Origin of the sequence: Limosilactobacillus portuensis, assembly GCF_028607025.1 — a bacterium.
GTDB lineage: Bacteria > Bacillota > Bacilli > Lactobacillales > Lactobacillaceae > Limosilactobacillus > Limosilactobacillus portuensis.
Genome location: NZ_CP117296.1, coordinates 1,642,683 through 1,657,672, shown reverse-complemented (window position 1 = coordinate 1,657,672; position 14,990 = coordinate 1,642,683). Strand labels below are relative to the sequence as shown.

Below are 14,990 nucleotides of genomic sequence, written 5' to 3'. Positions count from 1 at the left end.
TTTAATCAACCTTTGTATTGTTCTTCAATTTGCTATTAGGATTAATCACGATTTTATCGCCTTCATCAATTCCATTCGTAACAACATAGGAGCTATTAACGGCGTGACCACTAATTTTAGTTTTCCGTACTCGTCCGTTGGCATCAACAATGAATACTTTTCCGTTGCGAACAGCCTTTTTAGGGATCAAGACGCCATCCTGTTTAATTGATGCCTTAGCGGTTTGACCGGCCATGAATTGATTGGCATTAACGCTTGCAGTCACTTTATAGCGAGTGTTGTTGCCAGTGCCTTTTGTTGGGATTGTGGCTAGGTAATTAACCTGGGTGTTAGCTACGTGATTTGTCGCTAGTGCCGTAACCTTTAAATCCGTGCTTTGGTGTAATTTATCGTAGTCGTATTCAGAAACCTGGCCGACAAATTGAAGGTTATCTGAATAGAGGGTTACTACTGGGGCATCTTCTTTAGATTGGTCGATGGATACATATCCCGAATATGGAGCCACAAGAGTTTGATTAACTTTTCCCGAAATATTCTTTAATTGTTGCTGCATTGAGGGACCATTAGTCTGATCAGCTGAAGAAGTGCTTTGTGACTGGTCTAGTTGATTTTGTAAATTCGCAACTTGATTTTGTAAATCATCATTATGCATCGTTAGGATTGCTTGTCCTTGAACCACGTGATCGCCATTTTTAACGGCGAGACTTTGAAGCTTCCCAGAAGGTAAAGCTAGCACTTGTGTTTCTACTGGCTCGATTTTCCCGGTAAGGTTAAAACTTGGTTGAGAAGTAACCCTCATCGTAGAAAATGTAGCTTGCGACTGATTCTTTTTAGCGGTTGAGTGTTGAATACCGATAATAAGAAGAATTAGGATTACGAAAACACTAATAATCATTGCCAGTCGACGCCGTTTGGTTGCTAGCAATTTTCGCCATCGTGATTGCTTTTGGCTGGTTCGTTTCGCGGTCATTTAAGAATTCCTCCCAATTTTAGGTTAATTAGTTATGTAACTAAGTGTATAGGGTGGAAATTTAAATTGCAAGAACAATTTATAATTACGATTAAGAAGAATTTAGCCAGCTAAAACATAAATAAAAGTAAAATCTCAAAATTTTTGTTTAAATTTTCATGGAAAACGCTTACAATGTTAACTGTGATTAAATTTCACTTAGTTGTTTACCTATTTTACTTTTTTTATAAGGGAGTGTTTCATTTGTTTAAGTTTTTGAAACCGTCTCCGGATGCAACCAATCTTGTACCAAAAGATAAAATACCTAGTGTTTATCGGCGCAAGCAGACGGGGGTTATCTTAGCAACCTGTTTTACTTACCTGGCTTACTACATTATTCGGTTGATCTTTACGACCGAACAGAAGCCGGTAATGAAAGAATACGGCTTTAACATTGGTCAAATTGGGTTGATTCTTTCAACGTTTGGGATTGGTTATGGTGTTGCTAAGCTGTTCATGGGAGGTTTAGCGGATAAGTCAAATACGCGGGTCTTCCTTGCGTTTGGTCTTTATCTTTCTTGTATTTTCAATGCTTTCTTAGCATTTACTAAGAACTTTTATCTGATCTTATTCCTAATGCTTCTTATTTCCATTACCCAAGCAATGGGAGCACCTGCTTGTCAGCGGGAAATTTCGTTATGGTTTGCTAAAAAGCACCGGGGAGTTGTCTTTGCTGTCTGGGCCTCAGCGCACAATGCCGGAGCCTTTGCCTGTGTTGCTTGTATTCAAATAGCAACGTTCCTCTTCTCTGGTTCATTACCAGCTGTCTTCTTAACCGCTTCTGTAGTTTCTGCAATTATTGCTACTATTATGTTATTGATTAATTCGGAGCGTCCAGAAGTAGCTGGTTTGCCGAACATGGCCGTTTATTCTGGTCACGTTGAACTGGATGAAAATGGTAATTCAACTGCTCAAGAACTGTCTAACAAGACTTTCTGGCAAATCCTTTACCAAGATATTCTGTGCAATAAGGTTGTTTGGGCGGTTACGTTAACTTCCATGTCAATTTACATTGTACGTTATGGGATCATGAGTTGGATCCCGAGTTACTTGCCAACAAAGGGCTTCAGTGTTGATTGGGCTAAGTGGCTAGTCGGAATTTTTGAATTGTCAGCTGTTCCAGGAGTTATTATTCTTGGTGGTGTTTCTGACCTCTTGAAGGGTCGGCGGTCACTAGTTTGTTTAATTTGCGTAATCTGCTTAATCATCTGTTTGATCACTTACTTCACTAGTACGAGTCATGCAGTTATCGTTGCGGTTCTCTTTATTATGGGGAGCTTGATTTATGCACCACTTTCACTAGTTGGTTTAATGGTTAATGAAGCTGTACCAAATTACGCGGTTGGGTTGTCGACCGGATTCATGGGCTTCTTCCAGTATGTTTTTGGTGAAACTGCCGCCACCGCTTTAATTGGTCAATTAGTTAACCGTTTTGGCTGGGGCGCATCATCAGTTACGATTTATGTTGCTGCTGGAGCTGCCTTCTTGCTTCTTGTTTACCTTGTCTTCAAGGAACGCCATATTCTTCGGATGGAAGCTAAAGTTAATGCGGCCGATCATGCTAAAGAAAATAATGGGGAAAATGCTCAAAACTAATTAATAATAAATTTTGATAAACACCGGGTCTTCTCGAAAGCTGAAGGTTTGGTGTTTTTATTTTTAGCAATATAGCCTGCTCAGGCCTTGAGAAGGATCTATTCCCCGTTTTTTCTTATGCTATAATAGCTAGTGACAAGTAAGAGGAGTAATTATGGTAGAAAAAAAGACAATCAAGTTAGATGACGTGGCGGAATTAGCAGGTGTTTCAAAAACAACCGTTTCGCGGGTCTTAAATAATCGGGGATACTTAAGCGACAAGACGATTAAAAAGGTCCACGATGCAATGGATAAGCTAAACTATCGACCAAACGTAATTGCTCGGCAGTTATTTAAACAAAAGACCAACCTGGTTGCCTTGGTTTTTCCAACGGTAGACAACCCGTTTTTTGCTGAACTTGAAGCAGAATTGGAAAAACGGTTTGATCAATTAGGCTATCGTGTCCTGATGGGGAATAGTCAGAATAATCCTGCTAAGGAACAGGATTATTTAAAACTGCTATTGAATCATCAGGTTGATGGCTTGATTGTGGGGTCTCATAATCAGGGGATTTCTGAATACCAGAAGACAACCAGGCCAATTGTCTCAATTGAACGATTTGTTGGGAAACAGATTCCGGTTGTTTCTTCTGATAATTACCAGGGAGGACTCCTCGCGGTTCAACGCTTACTGAACGATGGCTGTAAGCACATCATTCATACTAATTACCCGATTAATTTAGTATCGCCTAATGAATTACGTCAGCAGGCTTATGAAGATCTGATGAATAAGCATCACCGAAAACCGATTACCTACAGTGTTTCATTTGATGTATCTGATGAGGAGAAGGAACGGGTTTTTCGTAAAATGTTCCGAGAACATCCTGAGGTTGACGGAATTTTTGCCGATAATGATACTAACGCAAGCTTAATTATTCGGGTGGGGAAAGAATTTAATCGTCATGTTCCTGATGATCTCAAGGTCGTTGGTTATGATGGAGCAAATATTACCCGAACTTTATCACCAGAATTGACTACAATCCAACAGCCAATTCCTGAAATGGCAACTAAGGCAGTTGAGTTGCTTCTTCAATTGATTGAAGGCAAGACAAACGTTAAGTCAGTTACTCTTCCGGTAAAGATGATTAACAGTACAACAGCATAAGTGAAAAGTAAGAAGCTAGAAAAAATTTTTCAGCTTCTTGCTTTTTCAGTTATAGTGTTATAAAGCTACCTGTTAATTGCTGAACAATCTGGTAGAAAAATAGCTATTTTGTCATTAATTTCGTTATTTTCTATTAATAATTGGGCTTTTTTTAAAAAGATCCTGTTAACCGGTTGCACATAAGCAGTTAACAAGTAAAAGAATTAGTAAATTAGTAAACGGTCTAATGTAAGCGCTTACTATATTTTAGAGTGAAGATACCGTTAACTACTGGTTTCAAGCGGGAAAGAGTGAAATCAATCACTAAATGTAAGCGCTTTACTAGCTTATGTTTACCGATTACCATAAAGATGTTGAAAGAAATTAGATGAAATAAAAATTCGTTACTTCGTATTAGCAAGTTTGGAGGTTGTTTTTACTATGAAACAAAGTCAGTCACTGGCAACTAAACTTGCGTTCTTGTCCGCATCATTTATGGTTACGAGCGCCTACGCAATTCAAAGTGCCTTGCCGCAGATCAAGTCAGCACTGAATGTTAGTCAGCCACAAGTTGAATACTTAGTCACAGCACCATCCTTTGCGGTAATGTTCTTCGTGGTTCTTTCACCATTGCTTCAGGATTGGTTTAATATTTCTGATAAACATATTATTATGGCTGGAATTACAATTGTTGGGATCGCTGGATTGATTCCTTCATTTGTTAGCAACTACATGGTAATTTTGATTTCACGGCTCTTCCTTGGTGCTGGATATGGTCTTTATAATTCTCAAGCAATTTCATTGATTTCTGTTTGGTATCAAGGTCACGAACGAACAAGTATGCAGGGCTGGCGGTCAGCATTTGAACAAATCGGGAATGCTTGCACGTTAACAATTTCAAGCTTGTTGCTGATTTATGCTGGTTGGCACGCGGCATTCCTGGTTTATGGATTGGCTTTTGCGGTAATGGCATTCTTTGCATGGCGGGTACCAAATGATGCTCACAGTAACACGACAACTAGTGATAACCAACAAGCAACAGAAACCATTTCACCAATTACTAATGAACCAGTAACTAAGATTAGTCCGTTAGTAATTGCAATTTTGGCATTTGTTCTATTAATCAAGATGGACTTTATCGGAATGGAAGATCGTTTTCCTGGATTAGCCGTTGCAATTAATGGTAAGACTTTCACGGGCACTGGAACCTATCTTTCATTAATGCTAATTGGCGCGACCCTTGGCGGTGCATGTTATGGAATTTTGCAGAAGCATTTGGGCTATGTAGGGACGATTTACATTGGCTTAATTCTTCTGGCAATTGCTAACTTCCTGTTTGGCTTCGGTGGAAACAGTTTTCCAATTATCGCTGCCGGGATCCTTTTGGTTGGCTTCCCAATGCAAGTTCTTACACCGTTGATCTTCAATATTCTGCCATTTATGGCACCGATGAGGCTACAAACCAAGGTTACATCATTTGTACTAATTGGGTTTAACTTTGGGGCTTTCTTCTCACCAACAGCTGATGCTTGGTTTAACCACTTATTAAGCCAACCGCTAAGTGGGTTAGGCTTAGCGGCACCATTTCGGATTTATGGAGTAATGATGCTGATTATTGCTGGCTTACTCTTTATGGGGAAGCACCTATACGAACTTAAGCGGATGGATAATACTGTTGAAAAGAAGCAACCTGCAACGGTTACGTATATACCAAGTAACAGATTTAAATAACAGTACTGTGGTCGAATAACTTTTAATAGTTGTTGGATCACGTTTTTTGTTTTAAATTAGGCCGATAATTTAACCTAAAAATAAAATTGAAAAATTTCTGTCAACCGATTGACATATAAAATAGAAAGCGCTAACATAATAGTCGTTGAATAGTTAAGCACTTCCAAATGAACGAAGTAAGCTAATTAGTAAAAAAGGGGACTTGAATCATGGCTCATATTTCATTTGATCAAACAGGCTTAAAGAAGTTCGTTAACGATAACGAATTAGGCGAAATGCAAGCAATGGTGAATGCGGCGGATGATGAATTACGCAACGGTACTGGTGCCGGAGCTGACTTCCGTGACTGGCTCCACTTGCCAACTGACTATGATAAGGAAGAGTTTGCGCGGATTAAAGCCGCTGCCAAGAAGATTCAATCAGATTCAGATATCTTAGTGGTCATCGGGATTGGTGGTTCTTACCTTGGAGCCCGGATGGCAGTTGACTTCTTGCACAATACCTTCTACCAAGCCCAAAAGGCTGCAGACCGGAAGTATCCATTAGTACTCTTTGCTGGCAATTCCTTAAGTTCAACCTATGTTCATGACTTAATCGAATTAATTGGCGACAAGGACTTCTCCGTCAACGTCGTTTCCAAGTCCGGAACCACCACTGAACCATCAATTGCTTTCCGGATCTTCAAGAACCTCTTGATTAAGAAGTATGGCGAAGATGAAGCTAACAAGCGGATCTACGCTACCACCGATAAAGCTAAGGGGGCTTTAAAGACCGAAGCCGATGCCCACGGCTATGAAAGCTTTGTCATCCAAGACGGGATCGGTGGTCGTTACTCTGTTCTTTCCCCAGTTGGTCTCTTACCAATTGCCGTTTCTGGCGGTGACATTGACCAGTTAATGGCCGGGGCTGCCCAAGCGGAAAAGGACTACACGGATCCAAAGTTAGAAAACAACGAAGCTTATCAATACGCTGCTTACCGGAACATCCTTTACCGGAAGGGCTACGAAACCGAATTGCTCGAAAACTACGAACCAAACATGACGATGTTTGCCGAATGGTGGAAGCAATTAGCCGGTGAATCTGAAGGGAAGGATCACAAGGGGATTTACCCATCCAGTGCTAACTTCACCACTGACCTTCACTCCCTTGGTCAATACATCCAAGAAGGTCGCCGGTTCTTGATGGAAACCGTTGTGAAGCTCGACCAGCCAAACCATGATATGGAAATCCCAAGCGAACCGGATAACCTCGATGGCTTAGGCTACTTGGAAGGCAAGACGATGGACTTTGCCAATACCAAGGCTTATGAAGCGGTTGTCGCTGCCCATACCGCTGGTGGAGTACCGGTAATGACTGTCCACATTCCAAAGGAAGATGAATACACCCTTGGTTACCTAATTTACTTCTTTGAAGTGGCCATGGGAATCTCCGGCTACCTTAACGGGATCAACCCATTCAACCAACCAGGAGTGGAAGCTTACAAGGTTAACATGTTTGGCCTATTAGGAAAGCCAGGTTACGAAGAGATCGGCAAGAAGCTGCGGGCTGAAATGGACGAGAATAAGTAAGGAGGAATTGCGATGCTACTAGGAAGTATTGAAGCAGGAGGGACAAAGTTCGTTTGTGCTGTTGGTAATATTAACTACCAAGTTCAAGATTCAATTCATATCCCAACAACGACTCCTGAAGAAACGATTCAAAAGTGTATTGAATGGTTTGACCAATACAAGGATGATTTAAGCGCAATTGCGATTGCATCATTTGGACCAATTGAGATTCGTAAGAGTTCACCAAAGTATGGTTACATTACCAATACGCCCAAGCCAGGTTGGCAAGACACTGATTTTGTGGGGCCATTCAAGAAGCACTTTAACGTTCCAATTGCTTGGACGACAGACGTTAACGGTTCCGCATATGGTGAATATGTTCTTTCAACGTTATTTAACAAGCGGATCAATTCACTGGTTTACTACACTATTGGGACTGGTGTTGGTGCTGGTGCAGTAATTGACGGTAAGTTTGTTGGTGAGCTAGGTCACCCAGAAATGGGACATATCCGATTGAAGCGGCACCCTGATGACCTTGACTTTAAGGGAATTTGCCCATTCCATGGTGATTGTCTTGAGGGACTAGTTAGTGGACCAACCTTTGAAGCGCGGTTAGGCAAGAAGGGGAAAGATGTTCCGTTGACTGACCACGTTTGGGACATCATGGCTTACTATGTTGCCCAGGCTGCTGTCGATGCAACACTGATGTTCCGTCCAGGACAAATTGTCTTTGGTGGCGGTGTCGTTAGCGAAGAATTCTTAAAGAAGGTCCGCCGGGAATTTAAGAAGCTCCTTAATGATTACGTTGAGGTCGGCGATCTTGATGAATACATCACCATGCCATTAGCCCAACACAACGGCTCCGCAACCATCGGCGACTTTGCCTTAGCATTAAAGGCGGCAACAAATTAGAGTGCCTTCGCCCCAAAGAGTTCCCGGAAAGCTAGCAATTTCTCTCGACGAAGGCGACTTGCGCCTAGGAGAGAGGTTGCTAGCTCTAGGGAACTCGGGCGAAGCACGTTTATTAGAGTGCGAGCCGTGACGAACTAGCAACTGAGCACTAGAAAATTCCGGACGATGATTGTTTTACAATCAAGGACGGGATAGCTAGGCGGAAGTTGCGGTCACGGTGAGCCCGTTTTGACTCTGTCACAGTAGAACTTTATCTCTAGCAAGTTCCTGGCGAGCACGTTTCGACAATGTTGCAGTAGAATTGCTAGGTCACAGCGAGCGCATTCAACTCAGTTGCCTAGAACGTTCTCGTCTTAATAAATTAGATATTAAAACACACTTAAAGGAGGTGAGACTTATGGCATTTAACAAGAGTTTGGCAGGTTATTATGACGACTTGGCACACGTTGGAATCCCAACTGATGATTTGAAGAAGACAATTGCCTTCTGGGAAAAGTTAGGCTTCAAGAAGCAAGGTCAATTCGATACTGATGATCAAGGTCACCAAGTGGTATTTATGAAGGCTGGCCACTTAATGTTAGAGATCTGGGACAGTGATGGTGCTGTTCACAAGACTGGTGCAATTAACCATATCTCATTGAACGTTGAAGATGCAGATAATGCATTTAAGGCCGCTAAAGAAGAAGGATTCGATGTTAAGGAAGACGAAGTACAACACCTTGACTTCTGGAAACATGGAATCAAGTTCTTCAACATTGTTGGTCCAAATGATGAAACTATTGAATTTTGTGAAGTTGTTAAGGATTAATCCCGCTAGAGGCAGTAGCCTTTAGTCCAGATCGACCCTAAAGCACTTTGTTAGTGTAGGAGGAATATCTGATGAAAGCTTTAGTAATGACTGGTAAGAAGAAGTTAGAAATTGATGACAACTACAAGAAGCCAGAAGTTAAGCCCAATGAAGTTTTAGTACACACTGCCTGGGCTGGTATTTGCGGAACTGATAAGGCATTGTACAATGGCCTTCCTGGTTCAGCAGATGCTGTTCCGCCAATTGTACTGGGACACGAAAATTCCGGTGTCGTTGCAGCTGTTGGGAGTGAAGTTGAGGATTTCAAGGTTGGCGATCGGGTCAGCGTTGATCCAAACATTTACTGCCACAAGTGCTACTACTGTCGGACATCTCGTCCAGAACTTTGTGAACACTTGGATGCTGTTGGTGTTACTCGGGATGGTGGCTTTGAAGAGTACTTCACCGCTCCTGAAGAAGTTGTCTACCATGTTCCTGACAATGTTTCACTTGAAGCTGCAGCCGTAATTGAACCAATTTCATGCGCAATGCACGCGGTTGACCTTTTGACCACTCACCCATACCAAAATGCATTAATTATTGGTGACGGGTTTGAAGGGCAATTGATTGCTCAAATTTTAAAGGCTCGCGGAATTCGTGAAGTTACTCTTGCCGGAACCGTTGACGAAAAGCTTGAAAATAACCGGAAGCATTTCGGCTTTAAGACCATTAACAACATGACGCACCCAGAAGAAGTCAAGGAAGACTCATACGACATTGTTGTTGAAGCCGTTGGTCTGCCAAAGACTCAAGAACAAGCAGTTGAAGCTGCTCGTCGTGGTGGTCAAGTATTAATGTTTGGTGTTGGTAACCCTGATTCAGAGTTTAAGGTAAATACTTACAAGGTTTACCAAAAGCAACTGACAATTCAAGGAACCTTCATCAACCCTTACACTTTCGAAGATTCAATTGCTTTGCTTCAATCAGGTGATGTTGATCCACTTCCATTAATTTCTAATGTTTTGGACTTTGCTCATGTTGAAGACTTTGTAAGTGGTAAGTTAGGTAATATTTCTAAGGCGATCGTAAAGGTTGCTGGCGAAGAAGCCTAAGTTATCTAGGCGGGTAAGCATATTTTCTACATCTTACTTCAAATTTTTTCCAAGGCTTTTTCACTGTTTGAAGTGAGTAAGCAAATCTTTCCAAATTTGAGCTTTTATTGGTTAGGTATAGAAAATTTATTTTATGAAAAGGGGAACGAGAATGAATGAATCAAAGTTTATCAGCTGGCTCGGACGGATTGCCAGTATAATTGCTATCTTAATGTACGTGTCCTACATTGCACAGATTTACAACAACTTACATGGTAATTACGCTGCACCGCTTCAACCATTTGTTGCGGGAGTAAACTGTACTCTTTGGAGTATCTATGCATACTTTAAGAAAGATCGTGACTGGCCAGTGTTCTGGGCTAACTTTCCGGGAATCTTCTTTAGTTTTGCAACATTCTTGACTTGTTTCCCTTGGTAAAATAGGTCAAATAACTCCACATATTAATTCAATTTAACTGGCAAGAAATTGTACTTCTTGTCAGTTTTTTGATAGTATAAGAAAAAATATCAATTGAAGTGGTGCCATCAAACGGGTGCCGCTTTCTTTTATGGAAAGGAACAGAAAATGACAAAAGAAGTAAAGCGGATCATTGCGGTGGTCCTATTTTGCGAATTTTTAATCTGCTTAGGGATGAGTTTGGTATTTCCGGTAGAGCCATTTATTAAGAATGAATATCACTTTACTGCTTTCGACATGGGAGTGATGTCATCATTATTTGCGTTCGTTCAATTTGTCGCGTCACCGATTGTTGGCCGTTTTTCAGATAAGATTGGGCGAAAACCGATGCTGGTTTGGGGACTCTTGATTTTTGCTATTGCGGAATTTGTTTTTGCATTAGCTCAGCATTTGTGGGTCTTTGATCTCTCACGGGCGGTTGACGGTCTTTCAGCAGCGATGTTTGTCCCTACTTCAATGGCATTAGCGGCTGATATTACAACTGAGCGTGATCGTGCTAAGGTAATCGGTTGGTTATCCGCAGCCTTTAGTGGTGGCTTGATTTTGGGACCAGGACTTGGGGGCATATTAGCTCATGTTAGTTATAAATTCCCGTTTTGGGTTGCTGGAGTGCTTGGCTTGATCAGTACATTAGTGGCTTGGCGTTTTCTTCCTCGCGATGAGGATGAACGGTTCCAAAGTGAGACAAAGGATCCGGAGGGCGAACTTCTCGGTAGTAGTTGGCAGCAAATAAAGCAAATTATGACGCCAACGCTAGCAGTCCTTTTTGGGATGATTTTTGTCGCTGCATTCGGATTAGCAGGATTTGAGAGTATTTATAGCTTGTACGTTAATGAAGTCCATAACTTTGATTTAGGAGCAATTGCGCTTGTCCTAACATTAAACGGGATCATTTCACTGGTTCTTCAGGTGTTCTTCTTTGAACGACTTGTACAGTGGTTAGGTGAGGTCCGTCTAATGGAATATAGTTTTCTTTTGAGTATTGTTGGAACAATTTTGGTGATTTATGATCATTCACACTGGCAGCTGATTGTAGCAACGTTGTTTGTCTTTGAGGCTTTCGATCTTCTTCGTCCTGCTATTACAACTCTGTTAACCAAGATGAGCAAGACAAATCAAGGACTCCTTAATGGGATTAACATGTCGTTGACAAGTATCGGAAATATTATTGGTCCATTAATCACTGGAGCATTGTTAGACGTTAACTATCAGTATCCATATTGGTTTGTAATTCTCTTCTTGCTGATCGCCTTGATCATTGGTCTTCGTCTTCGGAAGCTCGACGTCCAAGACTAATTAGCTGGTGAACAGTGCTAGAATAGAGGTAACTTAATTGGGAGGCCAAAAAAATGGACTATAAATATACAGGCGATGACTTTAACATCAAAAAAGCACCAACAAAGGTTAAGGATAGTGCTGATGAACTGGAGAAAATCAAGAGACAAATTGAAGAAAACCTCCGACATCTTCGCCACGCCCAAAAAATGATGTATGCACGACATAAGTACGGGATTTTGGTTGTTTTTCAAGCAATGGATGCCGCTGGAAAGGATAGTATGATTGCTCATATTTTTTCTGGGGTTAATCCAGTTGGCTTTAAGGTGGCTAACTTTAAGCAACCAACTTCTGCGGAATTACGCCATGATTATCTTTGGCGGATTAATCAACAACTGCCATCCCGAGGAGAAATTGGCGTCTTTAACCGGTCATATTACGAAGACGTCCTAGTTTCTCGTGTTCATCCTGAAATTATCCTGAATGCTAATTTACCAGAGGTTGACTCCTTAAGTGATGTCAATGATCATTTCTTCAAGGGGCGGTATCAGGATATTCGCGATTATGAGAAATACCTATCACGGAACGGCTTTGTAATTTTTAAGTTCTTCCTTCATATTTCAAAGGACGAGCAAAAGAAACGGTTCCTTCGGCGAATTAACCTGCCAAAGAAACACTGGAAGTTTTCTTCAGCGGATATTCGAGAACGACAATACTGGGATAAATACCAAAAAGCATATGAAAAAGCAATTAACGCAACTGCTACTAAGAAAAATCCGTGGTATGTTGTTCCGGCCGATGATAAGTGGTATTCACGCTTAATCGTGTCGGATATTTTAACGAAAGAAATTGAAAAATTGCCATTGGCCTATCCTGAGTTATCTCCTGATGAAGCAGCAAAGCTAGATGCAGCTAAAGCGGAGTTACTAAACGAAAAGTAATTTACAAAAAAATTCATTTTTTTGTAAATTAGAGTTATAATGTGATTAGTGAAGTGATTTATGATTGGGGGGGATAAAAAATGAAGAAATGTCCTTGGTGTGGGAAAAACGTACCAACAGAAGATCGGATTTGTCCTTCCTGTGGGTATGATTTTAGCCGTGGCGAGATGAGTTCGTTTTATGATCAACGCCAACAAAAACAAGCTAAGAGTAAGATTCGCCATAAGAATGAAATGGTGATCGTTGCGACATTAGCGATCATTGCTGGTGGAAGTTATATTTTTAATAACCAGCAGGAACAAACCGAAGCTCGTCAAAACATCCAACAAACGACTAAGACCATTTCTGAATCATCGACTGCGGATAGTAGTGTTGCTTCAAGTAGTTCTAGTGAAAGTGCTGCTAAGTCTAGTTCTGCAAAAGCAAAGAAAGCTTCTTCTGAATCAAAGCAAACAGCCAAGACTTCCTCTAAGAAAGCTGAAAGTAAGAAGAATGTTGCCAAGTCTTCCCAGTCAAAGAAGAGTAGTACTGAAGTTGCAAAGAAGAAGCCTGCTGTAAAGAAGCAAGTAACAAAGAAGAGTAATGGCGACCAGTTAAAGAGCAATATGCAGCCAACTGAGTTTGCTGCAGCAGTTGCCAAATATGCTGCACAAAAGAATGTTTCAAAGTGGAAAGATGTTGTTAATAATTCAAATAACGGTATTTTGATCAAGGAAACAACCGAACCGGATATTGTTAATTACTTATCTGCTAAGGGAAATGGAACAGTTTACGTCGCCTTTAACAGTAAAGATAGCAACAATGAAGTTGTCTACTCTGCATATACCATCAATCAGGATGGCAGTGTAAATATCTACGAATTCGGGACACCTGATGCACCGCATACAGGGAATATTTACAATCCAGTTGAGACAGTTTCACAACAAGATCTGGTTAAGTACCTGAATAGTCATAAGCAAGCCAAGAATGTTCAGCAAATGGCTAAAAAAGTCGGAATTGCTCATGAATAAAGAATAGAATATGACAAAAGAAAAACGTGATTAAGAACCCACTAATCTTAACCACGTTTTTCCTTTTTCTATATTTAGATAGTGTATAATTAATTATGTAAGCGCTTATTTATTTGGGGAGAGTTTATATTGGAGGAGTTGTTATTAAGATGTTAAGTTTTTTGAAACCGCGGCATAAGGAGCAAGTACCACCTGATAAGGCTCACGGTTTATTTGAGCGGTATAAATGGATGTCCTTATTTGGAGTTTTCATTGGTTATGCTGCTTTTTATATTGTCCGGAATAATTTTACGTTATCAACGCCACAACTAAAGGCATCATTGGATCTTTCTAAGGGACAGATTGGGATGTTATCTAGTTGCTTACTGATTGCTTATGGGCTAGGAAAAGGGGTCATGAGCGCCTGGTCTGACAAAGCTAACCCAAAGCGGTTCATGGCAACCGGGTTGATTATTTGTGCGCTGCTCAGCATGTGCCTTGCCTTCTTTGGCTTTAGCCTATGGTCACTAGCTATTATTTTAATTCTCTTAGGCTTATTCCAAGGAATGGGTGTTGGGCCATCATTCATTATTCTCTCAACCTGGTTTGATAAGAAGCAACGGGGCTTTATAACGTCGATTTGGAACACTTCACATAATCTTGGGGGAGGACTAATTTCACCTCTTGCTGGATTTATGTTGGGAATTGTTGGTGCGAGCCACTGGCGGTTTGCAATCTATGTTTTCCCAGCGTTAGTTGCCATTGCGGTGGCCCTAATTGTGTTGATCTTTGTTAAGGGCCGACCTGAAGAAGAAGGCCTGCCACCGCTGGAAGAAACAAAGCAAGAACAAAGCAATATTGATTACCACGATTTAAGCTCCTGGCAAATTCTTACTAAGTATGTCTTTAATAATCCTGGTGCTTGGCTAGTTTCGTTTATGGATACCTTTGTTTACATGATCCGGTTTGGAATTTTAACCTGGTTACCAATCTTCTTAATTCAGGCTAAAGGCTTCACCCATGGTCAAATGATGATTGCGTTTGCGTTCTTTGAATGGGCCGCTATCCCATCTACATTACTAGCAGGGATTATTTCTGATAAACTTTTCAAGAGTTACCGGATGCCCCCTGCAATGATTGCCCTGGTTTTAATTATTTTCTGTATCTTTGGCTATTGGAATAGCAAATCAGTGACAGCAGTAACGGTTTATGCTGCGCTGGCAGGTTGTTTAGTTTACATTCCACAATTCCTTGATTCCGTTCAAACGATGGAAGTTGTTCCACCATTTGCTGTGGGCTCAACTGTTGGGCTTCGGGGCTTCATGAGTTATGTCCTTGGTTCAACGCTGGGAACGAGCCTTCTCGGAGTGGCAGTCGATCATTACGGCTGGAATGCGGGATTAGTTCTCTTAATTATCGCAACCATTCTTTGCTTAGCATGTTCTGTTGCTTTACACATTTTCTCATTAAAGAAACGTCATGCAGAAGCTAAATAGTATTAGATAGATCAA

At 41.1% G+C, this 14,990-nt stretch carries 13 protein-coding genes; 12 read left to right on the top strand and 1 reads right to left on the bottom strand.

Annotation, left to right across the window (positions count from 1 at the left end):
• Position 1: 1 nt before the first annotated feature.
• Positions 2-970 (bottom strand): efflux RND transporter periplasmic adaptor subunit, encoded by a 969-nt coding sequence (locus PRK60_RS08480; RefSeq protein ID WP_102169521.1) that lies wholly within the window; start codon positions 968-970, stop codon positions 2-4.
• Between the two features lie 243 nt (positions 971-1,213).
• Between PRK60_RS08480 and PRK60_RS08475 the strand changes: the two genes are divergently transcribed.
• The 12 genes from PRK60_RS08475 to PRK60_RS08420 all read left to right on the top strand — a co-directional run bounded on the left by PRK60_RS08475 (position 1,214) and on the right by PRK60_RS08420 (position 14,975).
• Complete coding sequence (locus PRK60_RS08475; RefSeq protein WP_102169522.1) at positions 1,214-2,605, top strand: MFS transporter; 1,392 nt, start codon at positions 1,214-1,216, stop codon at positions 2,603-2,605.
• A gap of 154 nt (positions 2,606-2,759) precedes the next feature.
• Positions 2,760-3,749 carry a LacI family DNA-binding transcriptional regulator gene (locus PRK60_RS08470; protein WP_102169523.1) on the top strand — a complete coding sequence of 330 codons (990 nt, stop codon included), beginning with the start codon at positions 2,760-2,762 and terminating at the stop codon, positions 3,747-3,749.
• A 420-nt stretch (positions 3,750-4,169) separates the two neighbouring features.
• A complete protein-coding gene (locus PRK60_RS08465; RefSeq protein WP_273645977.1) occupies positions 4,170-5,459 on the top strand; it encodes an MFS transporter in 1,290 nt (429 codons plus the stop codon).
• A 209-nt stretch (positions 5,460-5,668) separates the two neighbouring features.
• A complete protein-coding gene (locus tag PRK60_RS08460) occupies positions 5,669-7,027 on the top strand; it encodes a glucose-6-phosphate isomerase (protein WP_273645976.1) in 1,359 nt (452 codons plus the stop codon).
• A gap of 12 nt (positions 7,028-7,039) precedes the next feature.
• Positions 7,040-7,918 (top strand): fructokinase ScrK, encoded by an 879-nt coding sequence (scrK, locus tag PRK60_RS08455; protein ID WP_102168241.1) that lies wholly within the window; start codon positions 7,040-7,042, stop codon positions 7,916-7,918.
• 397 nt (positions 7,919-8,315) lie between these two features.
• Positions 8,316-8,726: a VOC family protein gene (locus PRK60_RS08450; RefSeq protein WP_191911820.1), complete on the top strand. Its 411-nt coding sequence runs from the start codon at positions 8,316-8,318 to the stop codon at positions 8,724-8,726.
• 71 nt (positions 8,727-8,797) lie between these two features.
• On the top strand, positions 8,798-9,817 hold the full coding sequence (locus PRK60_RS08445; RefSeq protein ID WP_191337225.1) for a zinc-dependent alcohol dehydrogenase family protein: 1,020 nt from the start codon (positions 8,798-8,800) through the stop codon (positions 9,815-9,817).
• Positions 9,818-9,968: 151 nt separating this feature from the next.
• Positions 9,969-10,235 (top strand): SemiSWEET family transporter, encoded by a 267-nt coding sequence (locus PRK60_RS08440; RefSeq protein WP_102168244.1) that lies wholly within the window; start codon positions 9,969-9,971, stop codon positions 10,233-10,235.
• A gap of 147 nt (positions 10,236-10,382) precedes the next feature.
• The gene (locus PRK60_RS08435) at positions 10,383-11,570 is read left to right on the top strand and encodes an MFS transporter (protein WP_102168245.1); all 1,188 of its coding nucleotides are present in this window, start codon (positions 10,383-10,385) and stop codon (positions 11,568-11,570) included.
• Positions 11,571-11,623: 53 nt separating this feature from the next.
• Positions 11,624-12,490 carry a PPK2 family polyphosphate kinase gene (locus PRK60_RS08430; RefSeq protein ID WP_178695809.1) on the top strand — a complete coding sequence of 289 codons (867 nt, stop codon included), beginning with the start codon at positions 11,624-11,626 and terminating at the stop codon, positions 12,488-12,490.
• Between the two features lie 80 nt (positions 12,491-12,570).
• Positions 12,571-13,500 carry a zinc ribbon domain-containing protein gene (locus PRK60_RS08425; protein WP_273645975.1) on the top strand — a complete coding sequence of 310 codons (930 nt, stop codon included), beginning with the start codon at positions 12,571-12,573 and terminating at the stop codon, positions 13,498-13,500.
• Positions 13,501-13,649: 149 nt separating this feature from the next.
• Positions 13,650-14,975: an MFS transporter gene (locus PRK60_RS08420; protein ID WP_178695811.1), complete on the top strand. Its 1,326-nt coding sequence runs from the start codon at positions 13,650-13,652 to the stop codon at positions 14,973-14,975.
• Positions 14,976-14,990: the final 15 nt, after the last annotated feature.